This is a genomic window from Pseudomonas sp. ME-P-057, assembly GCF_030208975.1.
Lineage (GTDB): Bacteria > Pseudomonadota > Gammaproteobacteria > Pseudomonadales > Pseudomonadaceae > Aquipseudomonas > Aquipseudomonas lutea.
Window position 1 is genome coordinate 96,180 of the sequence record NZ_JARVSX010000002.1, and the last position, 11,636, is coordinate 107,815.

12 protein-coding genes are annotated in these 11,636 nt (G+C 62.0%); all 12 read left to right on the forward strand.

The window, feature by feature from the left end; all coding sequences use genetic code 11:
- Positions 1-42 precede the first annotated feature (42 nt).
- The 12 genes from fleN (at position 43) to QRN48_RS01805 (ending at position 11,488) form a co-directional block, all read left to right on the forward strand.
- Entirely contained in the window at positions 43-876 is an 834-nt protein-coding gene (fleN, locus tag QRN48_RS01750; RefSeq protein WP_037011520.1) for a flagellar synthesis regulator FleN, read from the forward strand.
- Complete coding sequence (gene fliA / locus QRN48_RS01755; protein ID WP_037011519.1) at positions 873-1,616, forward strand: RNA polymerase sigma factor FliA; 744 nt, start codon at positions 873-875, stop codon at positions 1,614-1,616. Before fleN ends, fliA begins: the two co-directional genes overlap by 4 nt.
- 241 nt (positions 1,617-1,857) lie before the next feature.
- Entirely contained in the window at positions 1,858-2,232 is a 375-nt protein-coding gene (locus tag QRN48_RS01760) for a chemotaxis response regulator CheY (protein ID WP_172612850.1), read from the forward strand.
- A 19-nt stretch (positions 2,233-2,251) separates the two neighbouring features.
- Complete coding sequence (locus tag QRN48_RS01765; RefSeq protein ID WP_037011517.1) at positions 2,252-3,040, forward strand: protein phosphatase CheZ; 789 nt, start codon at positions 2,252-2,254, stop codon at positions 3,038-3,040.
- 145 nt (positions 3,041-3,185) lie between these two features.
- The gene (locus QRN48_RS01770) at positions 3,186-5,513 is read left to right on the forward strand and encodes a chemotaxis protein CheA (protein WP_285348562.1); all 2,328 of its coding nucleotides are present in this window, start codon (positions 3,186-3,188) and stop codon (positions 5,511-5,513) included.
- A gap of 351 nt (positions 5,514-5,864) precedes the next feature.
- Positions 5,865-7,046 (forward strand): protein-glutamate methylesterase/protein-glutamine glutaminase, encoded by a 1,182-nt coding sequence (locus QRN48_RS01775; RefSeq protein ID WP_037011513.1) that lies wholly within the window; start codon positions 5,865-5,867, stop codon positions 7,044-7,046.
- On the forward strand, positions 7,046-7,786 hold the full coding sequence (locus QRN48_RS01780; protein WP_191945379.1) for a flagellar motor protein: 741 nt from the start codon (positions 7,046-7,048) through the stop codon (positions 7,784-7,786). The genes QRN48_RS01775 and QRN48_RS01780 overlap by 1 nt, the downstream gene beginning before the upstream one ends.
- Positions 7,787-7,793: 7 nt before the next feature.
- Positions 7,794-8,675 carry a flagellar motor protein MotD gene (gene motD, locus QRN48_RS01785; RefSeq protein ID WP_037011509.1) on the forward strand — a complete coding sequence of 294 codons (882 nt, stop codon included), beginning with the start codon at positions 7,794-7,796 and terminating at the stop codon, positions 8,673-8,675.
- A gap of 36 nt (positions 8,676-8,711) precedes the next feature.
- Positions 8,712-9,500 carry a ParA family protein gene (locus QRN48_RS01790; protein ID WP_191945378.1) on the forward strand — a complete coding sequence of 263 codons (789 nt, stop codon included), beginning with the start codon at positions 8,712-8,714 and terminating at the stop codon, positions 9,498-9,500.
- Positions 9,501-9,613: 113 nt separating this feature from the next.
- Entirely contained in the window at positions 9,614-10,537 is a 924-nt protein-coding gene (locus QRN48_RS01795; protein WP_191945377.1) for a CheW domain-containing protein, read from the forward strand.
- Positions 10,538-10,609: 72 nt separating this feature from the next.
- Positions 10,610-11,089 (forward strand): chemotaxis protein CheW, encoded by a 480-nt coding sequence (locus QRN48_RS01800; RefSeq protein WP_037011503.1) that lies wholly within the window; start codon positions 10,610-10,612, stop codon positions 11,087-11,089.
- Entirely contained in the window at positions 11,090-11,488 is a 399-nt protein-coding gene (locus QRN48_RS01805) for a DUF2802 domain-containing protein (protein ID WP_037011501.1), read from the forward strand. It begins immediately after the preceding gene.
- Positions 11,489-11,636: the final 148 nt, after the last annotated feature.

Consider the following 11,636-nt stretch of genomic DNA (forward strand, 5'->3'; position numbering starts at 1 on the left):
ACATGTGGCTTAGGTCTAAGCAAGACAAGGTAAACAATTAACATGGGCAGCATGCATCCCGTACAGGTTATCGCGGTGACCGGTGGCAAAGGTGGCGTAGGCAAGACCAACGTTTCAGTGAATCTTTCACTGGCGCTGGCCGAGCTGGGACGTCGCGTCATGCTGCTGGACGCCGATCTGGGTTTGGCCAACGTTGACGTACTGTTGGGCCTGACCCCCAAGCGCACCCTGGCTGACGTCATCGAAGGGCGGTGCGAGCTGCGCGACGTCCTGCTGCAGGGCCCGGGCGGCGTGCGCATCGTACCGGCGGCGTCGGGGACACAGAGCATGGTCCACCTGACCCCGGCCCAGCATGCCGGGCTGATCCAGGCATTCAGTGACATCGGCGACAACCTGGACGTGCTGGTCATCGACACCGCTGCCGGTATCGGCGAGTCAGTGGTGAGCTTCGTTCGCGCCGCTCAGGAAGTGCTGCTGGTGGTGTGCGACGAGCCTACGTCGATCACCGACGCCTACGCCCTGATCAAACTGCTCAACCGCGATTACGGCATGAACCGCTTCCGCGTGCTGGCCAACATGGCCCAGAGCCCGCAGGAAGGGCGCAACCTCTTCGCCAAGCTGACCAAGGTCACCGACCGCTTCCTTGACGTGGCGCTGCAGTACGTCGGCGCGGTGCCGTACGACGAGTGCGTACGCAAGGCGGTGCAGAAACAACGCGCCGTGTACGAAGCGTTTCCGCGTTCCAAATGTGCGCTGGCGTTCAAGGCCATCGCGCAGAAAGTTGACACCTGGCCGCTGCCGGCAAACCCGCGCGGTCACCTGGAATTTTTCGTTGAACGCCTCGTGCATCACACCAGCGCAGGGCCCGTCTCATGACAGCAAGTGGCTATCGCATGTACAGCAAATCGTCCAAAGATTCTCAGTATGAGCTGATCGAGCGTTATGCCCCGCTGGTCAAACGAATCGCCTATCACTTGCTGGCACGTCTGCCAGCCAGCGTTCAGGTCGAGGACTTGATCCAGGCGGGCATGATCGGCTTGCTCGAAGTCTCGACCAAATACGACTCCACCAAAGGGGCCAGCTTCGAGACGTACGCGGGTATTCGTATCCGTGGTGCGATGCTCGATGAAGTGCGCAAGGGGGACTGGGCGCCGCGCTCGGTCCACCGCAACACGCGCATGGTCAGCGACGCGATTCGTGCAATCGAAGCAAAAACCGGCCGTGACGCTAAAGATCACGAGGTTGCTGCCGAACTTCAATTGAGTCTCGACGATTACTACGGGATCTTGAACGATACCCTGGGCAGTCGCTTGTTCAGTTTCGACGACCTGTTGCAGGACGGCGAACACGAAGGGCTGCACGAGGACGGCGCGAGCCAGTCGCTCGAGCCGTCGCGGGACCTGGAAGACGAGCGCTTCCAGGCGGCATTGGCGGAGGCCATTGCCAACCTGCCGGAGCGCGAACGTCTGGTGTTGTCGCTGTACTACGACGAAGAGCTGAACCTCAAGGAAATCGGTGAGGTACTGGGTGTCAGCGAATCGCGCGTCAGCCAGCTGCACAGTCAGTGCGCCGCGCGTCTGCGGGGTCGTCTTGGCGAGTGGCGCGCCCGCTCCTGAATTCTGACGCAGGCCGCAAGGCCTGCGAGTTGCTTGTAAGACCGGCTGTGCAAGACGTTGAGCGGGAAGTGGAAGAGGCAGGCAGGAGTCGGTCGAACCGGGTCGTAGATGATCCGGTTTCGCTGCGCTCGTCCCGGTCGATCCCGGCCCTCCAATGTCCCGGCACCGCCGGTATTGATTGAACGCGCGTTCAGGTGCTGAACGCGTTAAAGACTGCTTGGAGGTCGAATTGGACAAGAACATGAAAATCCTCATCGTTGATGACTTCTCAACGATGCGGCGGATCATAAAAAACCTGTTGCGTGACCTTGGGTTCACCAACACGGCCGAAGCAGATGACGGACTCACCGCATTGCCCATGCTGCAAAGCGGCGCCTTTGACTTCCTCGTCACTGACTGGAACATGCCCGGCATGTCCGGCATCGACCTGCTGCGTCAGGTGCGTGCCGACGAGCGTCTGCGCAGTCTGCCGGTGTTGATGGTCACTGCCGAAGCCAAACGCGAGCAGATCATCGAAGCCGCTCAGGCCGGTGTGAACGGCTACGTGGTGAAGCCGTTCACTGCGCAAGTGCTCAAAGAAAAAATCGAAAAGATATTCGAGCGCGTCAATAGCTGATGTCCGCTGCGAGGGCGCTATGGATTCCAAAGATTCGACAATGGGTGACTTTGAGTCAACCCTGAAGAAACACGCACAAGAGCTGGTCGCGAGCCTTGAAAAAGGCAAGTTCGGCGATGCCGTGCAACTGATCCATGAGCTTAACCAGACCCGGGACAGAGGCCTGTACCAGGAGGTCGGCAAACTGACGCGCGAGCTGCACAGCGCGATCGTCAATTTCCAGATCGACCCGAACATGCCTCAGGCCGAGGAGGTCTCTCAGATCACCGACGCCACCGAGCGGCTCTCGTACGTGGTCAGGCTGACCGAAAACGCGGCCAACCGGACCATGGACCTGGTGGAGCAGAGCACGCCGTTGATGAGCGGGCTCAGTGCCGACGCCAAATCCTTGAGTGCCGACTGGGGACGCTTCATGCGCCGCGAAATCAGCGCTGAAGAGTTTCGTGATCTGGCGCGCCGCGTCGATACGTTCCTGACGCGCAGCGAGAAGGAGACCACCGAGGTCTCCGCGCACCTGAACGACATTCTGCTGGCCCAGGATTACCAGGACCTCACCGGTCAGGTGATCAAGCGCGTGACCACGCTGGTGACCGAAGTGGAGCGCAACCTGCTCAAGCTGGTCCTTATGGCCAGCCAAGTGGACCGTTTTGCCGGCATCGAACACGACCAGGAAGTCTTCCGTCAGCAAAAAGAACAAGAAAAACTTCACTCCAAGGGTGAAGGTCCGCAGATCCATGCCGATAAACGTGAAGACGTCGTATCCGGACAGGATGATGTGGACGATCTGCTATCCAGCCTCGGCTTCTGATTCGGTCATCCGGATTTCAGATTTCAGGTTCTCTGTGAAAGTGGCTGCTGGACCCGCGCGCCAATGCTTCGACGAAAGCAATGCGCGCTGGCCGTCAGTGCAGCCTCCGGATCGGTTTGACGGTTAATTTTAGGAGCACCCCCCAATGAGCTTCGGCGCCGATGAAGAAATCCTTCAGGATTTTCTGGTAGAGGCCGGCGAGATTCTGGAGCAGTTGTCCGAGCAGTTGGTTGAGCTGGAAAGCCGGCCAGACGATGCGGATCTGCTCAATGCAATTTTTCGCGGTTTTCACACTGTAAAAGGGGGCGCCGGCTTCCTCCAGCTCAACGAGCTGGTTGAATGCTGTCACATCGCCGAGAACGTGTTCGACATCCTGCGCAAGGGTGAACGCCGCGTCGACTCGGAGCTCATGGACGTGGTGCTCGAGGCCCTCGACACCGTCAACAGCATGTTCGGTCAGGTGCGCGAGCGTTCCGCCGTGACCCCGGCCACGCCTGAATTGCTGGCGGCCCTGGCACGTCTGGCCGAGCCGGCCTCTGCCGACGAAGTCGCTGCCGCACCGGTGGTCGAAGAGCCGGTCGCTGAAGCGCCGTCCGAAGACATCACCGACTACGAATTCGAACAGCTTCTGGATTCGCTCAATGCCGTCAAGGCTCAGGCGGCTGGGGGTATTGCTGCCCCCGTTGCTCCTGCTGCGCCCGCTGCTGCCGCGCCTGTTCCTTCACCGGCTCCGACAGCATCGACGAGCAGCGCGCCCAGTGACGAGATCACCGACGCCGAGTTTGAATCGCTCCTCGATCAGTTGCACGGCAAAGGCCAGTTCGCCGTTGATGCCGTACAGCCGGCCGCCGCGGTGACGCCTGCGGCTGCGCCGGCCAGTGACGAAATCACGGACGACGAATTCGAGTCGCTGCTTGATCAGTTGCATGGCAAGGGCTCGTTCTCGCCAGACGCCGCTGCTTCTGCTGTGGCAGCCGCACCCGCCGCACCCGCCGCACCCGCCGCGCCGGCTGCTCCTGCTGCGCCCGCCGCTGCGTCGAAAGCCGCTGCCTCGGACGAGATCACCGATAACGAATTCGAAGACCTGCTGGATCAGTTGCACGGCAAGGGCAAGTTTGAACCTGCCGTCGCCGCCGCTGCGCCTGCTGCTGCACCGGCCAAAAAGCCTGAGCCCGCTGCCAAGCCCGAACCGGCTAAAGCGACACCTGCAGCTGCGTTACCGGCCAAAGCTGCACCCGCCGCCGCGCCTGCACCGGCCCGAGCGGCTGCTCCGGCGCCCAGCGAGAAGCCGCCGTCCGAAGCGGAAACCACCGTGCGCGTCGACACCGCGCGGCTGGACGAAATCATGAACATGGTCGGCGAACTGGTGCTGGTGCGTAACCGACTGGTCCGCCTGGGCGCCAACAGCGCCGATGAAGCCATGTCCAAGGCCGTGTCCAATCTGGACGTGGTCACCGCTGACCTGCAGACCGCGGTCATGAAGACCCGCATGCAGCCGATCAAGAAAGTGTTTGGCCGCTTCCCGCGACTGGTCCGCGATCTGGCGCGTCAGTTGAAGAAAGAAATCAGCCTTGAACTGGTGGGTGAAGAAACCGACCTGGACAAGAACCTCGTCGAGGCCCTGGCCGACCCGCTGGTCCACTTGGTGCGCAACGCGGTCGACCACGGTATCGAGTCGCCGGAAGAGCGCGAGGCGTCGGGCAAGTCCCGTAACGGTCGTGTGGTGCTGGCGGCCGAACAGGAAGGCGATCACATCCTGCTGTCGATTTCCGATGACGGCAAAGGCATGGACCCCGCTGTCCTGCGCGCCATCGCTGTGAAGCGCGGCGTGATGGACAAGGACGCCGCCGATCGCCTCAGTGACACCGACTGCTACAACCTGATTTTTGCACCGGGCTTCTCGACCAAAACCGAGATCTCGGACGTATCCGGTCGTGGTGTGGGCATGGACGTGGTGAAGACCAAGATCTCCCAGCTCAATGGCTCGATCAGCATCGATTCCACCAAAGGCCTGGGCTCGAAGATCATCATCAAGGTGCCGCTGACCCTGGCGATCATGCCGACGCTGATGGTCATGCTGGGCAATCAGGCCTTCGCGTTCCCGCTGGTCAACGTCAACGAGATTTTCCACCTGGACCTGTCGACGACCAACGTCGTCGACGGTCAGGAAGTGGTTATTGTCCGGGACAAGGCGCTGCCGCTGTTCTACCTCAAGCGCTGGCTGGTCAGCTCGGCCGCGCACGAGGAACAACGCGAGGGCCATGTGGTGATTCTGTCGGTTGGCACCCAGCGTATCGGCTTCGTGGTCGATCAACTGGTCGGCCAGGAAGAGGTGGTCATCAAGCCGCTGGGCAAGATGCTGCAAGGCACGCCGGGCATGTCAGGCGCCACCATCACCGGTGACGGCCGTATCGCATTGATCCTCGACGTACCGAGCATGCTCAAGCGCTACGCGGCACGACGGATTGGCTAAGCAGCGTGGGCTTCGGTAGTGCGGCTCGCGATGTTTTTCAGTGGGACCGGCTTCAGCCGGGAAGAGGCCGGCAGGGACACCGTGGATGTCGCGGTGTGACATCCGACGCCTTCCCGGAGTAGGACCGGCTTCAGCCGGGAAGAGGGTAGGGCGAACACCGTGGATTTTGCGGCGTGACATCCGACGCGGTTCCGGCTAAAGCCAGTCCTACAGGTCCTACAGGTCCTACAGGTCCTGCTTAACGCGCGAAAATTGGTCCCACTGGCTTTTCCCGCATCGCCAGATGTGACCCAAGCTACATGATTCAGGGCGTGCGGACTCCCAGGGTGGCGCGCGTTCTATGGAGTGTTTATGGCAGTCAAGGTTCTCGTCGTGGACGATTCGGGTTTCTTCCGACGTCGCGTCTCGGAAATTCTCTCTTCAGATCCCACGATCCAGGTGGTCGGCACTGCCACCAATGGCAAGGAAGCCATTGATCAAGCCTTGGCGCTCAAGCCCGACGTGATCACCATGGACTACGAAATGCCGATGATGGATGGCATTACCGCGGTCCGCCACATCATGCAGCGCTGCCCGACCCCGGTGTTGATGTTTTCGTCGCTGACTCACGAAGGCGCCCGGGTGACCCTCGATGCGCTGGACGCCGGGGCGGTGGATTTCCTCCCGAAGAACTTCGAAGACATCTCGCGTAACCCCGAGAAGGTCAAGCAGATGCTCTGTGAGAAAGTGCACAGCATCTCTCGCAGCAATCGCCGCTTCAGCGGCTACGGCAGCAACTCGACGCCTGCGCCGACGCCTGCTGCCGCAGCGGTTTCGCCGCGTGCATCGTCCGCCGCGCCAACCCCGTCGCGTCCGGCGCCTGCCGCTGCACCTGCCCGTTCAGCGCTGCCGGCGGCTCACGCGCATGCGGCACATACATCAGCCTCGACGGCTCATCCGCACGCAGCACATTCCCCGGCGCCCAAGCGCAAGGCCTACAAACTGGTAGCGATTGGAACGTCCACTGGCGGCCCGGTGGCCTTGCAGCGGGTGTTGACTCAATTGCCGGCCAATTTCCCGGCGCCCATCGTGCTCATCCAGCACATGCCGGCCGCGTTCACCAAAGCTTTTGCCGAGCGCCTCGACAAACTCTGCCGCATCAGTGTGAAGGAAGCCGAGGACGGCGACATGTTGCGCCCCGGGCTGGCGTTGCTGGCCCCCGGCGGCAAACAGATGATGATCGACGGTCGCGGCGCGGTGAAAATCCTGCCAGGCGATGAGCGCCTGAACTACAAGCCGTGCGTGGACATTACCTTTGGCTCCGCAGCCAAGTCCTATAACGACAAAGTACTGGCGGTCGTCCTCACCGGGATGGGCGCCGATGGCCGTGAAGGCGCGCGCCTGCTCAAGCAGAGCGGCAGCCAGATCTGGGCGCAGGACGAGGCCAGTTGCGTGATCTACGGCATGCCGATGGCGATCGTCAAAGCCGAACTGGCCGACGCCGTTTACAGCCTCGATGACATCGGTCGCCATCTGGTGGAGGCCTGCAGCTGATGGATGTCTTGACGCTCATAGGGATCATTCTCGCGTTCGTCGCGATCATTGGTGGCAACTTCCTCGAAGGCGGGCATTTGGGCGCACTGCTCAACGGCCCGGCCGCGTTGATCGTGCTCGGCGGCACGCTGGCGGCCTGCCTGCTGCAAACGCCCATGAGTGCGTTCAAGCGCGCGATGCAGATCTTCATCTGGATTTTGTTTCCGCCGCGCATCGACCTGGCCGGCGGGATTGATCGCGTCGTGTCCTGGAGCCTGACCGCCCGCAAAGAGGGTTTGCTGGGCCTTGAAGCCGTGGCCGACTCGGAGCCCGATGCCTATTCGCGCAAAGGCCTGCAGTTGCTGGTCGACGGCGCTGAGCCTGCGGCCATTCGCGGCATCCTCGAGGTGGATTTCCTGACCCAGGAAAGCCGCGACATTCAGGCGGCGAAGGTCTACGAAAGCATGGGCGGCTATGCCCCCACCATCGGGATCATCGGCGCGGTCATGGGCCTGATCCACGTGATGGGCAATCTGGCTGATCCCGCCCAACTGGGTAGCGGTATTGCCGTTGCGTTCATCGCGACCATTTATGGCGTCGCGTCCGCCAACCTTTTTCTGCTGCCAGTGGCCAACAAGCTCAAGGCCGTAGCGATGCGCCAGTCGCGCTACCGTGAAATGCTTCTGGAAGGGTTGCTGTCGATCGCCGAAGGTGAAAACCCGCGTTCTATCGAACTGAAGCTGCAAGGCTTCATGGAGTGATGGACTGATGGCCCGCCGACGTCGCCACGAAGAGCATGAAAATCACGAACGCTGGCTGGTGTCCTACGCGGACTTCATCACCTTGCTGTTCGCCTTTTTCGTGGTCATGTATTCCATCTCTTCGCTCAACGAAGGCAAGTACAAGGTGCTGTCCGAGGCGCTGGTCGGGGTGTTCAACGAACCCGAGCGCAGCGTCAGACCGATCCCCATCGGCGAGCAAAAACCGCAAACCGTACGCCCGGCCGACCCGTTGGTGCAGGACAGCGAGCAAACCGATGCGGCGCTGGGGCAGGGCGCCCAGGACCCGCTCAAGTCGATTGCCGACGACGTCAACGCCGCGTTTGGTGACCTGATCGCCTCCAAGCAGATGACCGTGCGCGGCAACGAACTGTGGATCGAGATCGAGCTCAATTCCAGTCTGTTGTTTGGCAGCGGCGACGCAATGCCGAGCAATCAGGCGTTCGACCTGATCGACAAAGTCGCCAAAATCATCAAGCCGTTCGACAACCCGGTGCACGTCGAGGGCTTCACCGACAACCAGCCGATCAACACCGGGCAGTTCCCGAGCAACTGGGAGCTGTCGTCGGCGCGTTCGTCGAGCATCGTCCGAATGCTGGCGATGGACGGGATCAACCCGGCACGCCTGGCCTCGGTCGGCTACGGCGAATTTCAGCCGTTGACCTCCAATGCCACCGCCGATGGCCGCGCGCGCAACCGTCGCGTGGTGCTGGTGATTTCTCGCAATCTCGACGTACGCCGCAGCCTGACCGGCTCGGGCACCACCGCCAATGCAAAACCCGACGCGGCGCTGCGCCGTGCTGGCACACAAACTGCACCGGTCCCGACCACACCGCCGCAAGGCGTCAAATCTTCGTCATCTGCCCCTTAAACCCGGTCGCTGCTTCAGTCGGGGGGAAACGCGTACATGAGAGTCTGGGCAGTAGCCAATCAGAAAGGCGGGGTCGGCAAGACCACCACCTCCATCGCCCTCGCCGGATTGCTGGCAGAGGCGGGCAAGCGCGTGGTCGTTGTGGACCTCGATCCCCATGGCTCGATGACCAGCTACTTCGGGCATAACCCCGATGCGCTTGAACACAGCACGTTCGATCTGTTCCTGGACAAGGGTCTGGTCCCCAACGGGCTGCCGGGCCAGCTGCTGCTGCCGACCAGCGACAAACGCATCTCGTTGCTGCCGTCCAGCACCGCCCTTGCCACCCTTGAGCGTCAGTCGCCAGGGCAGAGCGGGCTCGGGCTGGTGATGGCCAAGACCCTGGCGCAGCTGTGGCAGGACTTCGATTACGCGATCATCGACAGCCCGCCGCTGCTTGGCGTTCTAATGGTCAACGCGCTGGCCGCGAGCCAGCAGCTGGCAATTCCGGTGCAGACCGAGTTCCTGGCGGTGAAGGGCCTTGAACGCATGGTCAACACCCTGGCGATGATCAACCGCTCGCGCAAGGTGCCGCTGCCGTACACCATCGTGCCGACGCTGTTCGACCGCCGCACCCAGGCGTCGATGAGCACCCTCAAGTTGCTTCGCGACAGCTACCCCGAGCACGTCTGGAATGCCTTCATTCCGGTGGACACGCGCCTGCGCGATGCCAGCCGCGCCGGGCTGACGCCTTCGCAGTTCGATGGCAAAAGCCGCGGAGTGCTGGCATACCGCGTCCTGCTCAAGCACATGCTCACCGAGCAGCTTGTCGGGCAGGTGGCTTGAATGGCCGGTCATCATTATTTGTCGAGCGGCGCGCCTGCACGCTCAAGTCCATCGGCTATGCAGCCGATATCTGTTTCAGGCGGCAATCGCTTCACTACTTTTCGGGCTCCCGTATGAACCGCCCCCTGGACATCGCTTCACGACCACAACTGGCACTCCAGAACTACCTGGACGCGTTGCTGCAAGACGCGACCGAGGAACTGGAAGTCGTCGAGCACATCGATGAATTTCAAGCGGCCGTGCTCGAAGAGCAGGCCCATGATGCGCGCATGCGTTCTGCGGTTGCGGCGGCTGTTGCTGCCGCGCTGCCATCGCCTGTGCCACTGACGCGCCCTGCGCCCGTCTCGTTGGCCTTTACCGCGCCAGCTGAGCCGCCTGCTGCCAGGGTCATGGAGCGTCCGGTGGCCTTGCCGCCGGTGATCCTGCCCCCGGTTATCGCGCCTGCCATGCTTGAGCCGACGCCTGAGCCAGCGGTTGAAGCGCCCCAGGTGGCGCTGGTCGAGCCGATTGTTGACGTGCATGTGTCTGCGCAGCAGCCCCCGGTCTCTCCGCCCGCCAGCGACGAGCGCCCGGCCTGGGCCTCCGAGCCGTTCGAGTGCCTGCTTTTCGACGTGGCGGGTCTGACCCTCGCGGTGCCGCTGGTGTGCCTGGGCTCGATTTATCCGCTGGCGGGTCACGACCTGACGCCGCTGTTCGGTCAACCGGACTGGTTTCTCGGAATCCTGCCCAGCCAGGCCGGCAACCTGAAGGTGCTGGACACCGCGCGCTGGATCATGCCGGACCGTTATCGCGACGATTTCCGTCAGGGGCTGCAATACGTGATCTCGGTTCAGGGCTACGAATGGGGGCTGGCGGTGCATCAAGTCAGCCGTTCGTTGCGCCTGGACCCCAATGAAATCAAATGGCGCTCCCATCGTGGTCAGCGGCCCTGGCTTGCCGGGACGGTGATCGAGCACATGTGTGCGCTGCTGGACGTTTCCGAATTGGCCGAGCTGATAGCCAGTGGCGCGGTCAAGCAGATGAAAGCAATCAAATAACCATCATCAGATCAACACAGGTCGGCGTACGAAACGCCGTCCGCACCGCACAACACGCAAGGGGTTAGGGGTATGAAGAAGTCGTCAGCACAGGGTTCCGAAGATCCGATTCTGCAATGGGTCACCTTCCGCCTGGACAACGAGTCGTATGGCATCAACGTGATGCAGGTTCAGGAAGTGCTGCGCTACACCGAGATCGCTCCGGTCCCGGGCGCGCCAAGCTACGTGCTGGGCATCATCAACCTGCGCGGTAACGTGGTCACTGTGATCGACACCCGTCAGCGCTTTGGTCTGCCGCCGGTTGAAGTCAGCGACAACACGCGTATCGTGATCATCGAGGCCGACAAGCAAGTGGTCGGGATCCTGGTCGACAGCGTGGCTGAGGTGGTTTATCTGCGTCAGTCGGAAGTGGAAACTGCGCCGAACGTCGGCAACGACGAGTCCGCCAAGTTCATCCAGGGCGTCTGCAACAAGAACGGCGAACTGCTGATCCTCGTCGAACTGGACAAGATGATGTCCGAGGAAGAGTGGTCCGAGCTGGAGAGCATCTGATTGATTTTTGATGTAGCGGTTATTTTCCTGGCGGTGTTGTGGGTCGCGAGCGTTGCGATGTTCATGGCCCACACCAAGCGTTTGCGCACCCTGGCGACGCAGCAGCTTGAGGCGGATTCGCTGCGTGATCAGCGCATCCGCGATCTGGCCCGGCGTCTGGAGAATTACCAGAGCGGCACGGTGAGAATGGGCGAGGAACTGCACGAGCTGCGCTCTCTCGTCGCGTTGCTGCCCGACAAGATCACCGCGCTGGAACAGCGCGATCCGTCGACGCTGTCCTTCGCCCAGGCCGCGCGCCTGGTCGGCATGGGCGCCAGCATCGACGAACTCACCCAGTCCTGCGGCCTGACCCAGGCCGAGGCGCAACTGATGACCAAGCTGCACGGCCACAATCGTTAGGCGAGGGCACCAGCGTCATAGGCGCTGACGCCGTCGCCCGGACGTGGCTCGCAGCGACCCTGCCTCTACCGATCAAGCCTGCGCCGCAGGTTCCAGGCGTTGCCGGGACCGTCTGTAGGAGCGCGCTTGCCCGCGAAGAGGCCGGTAC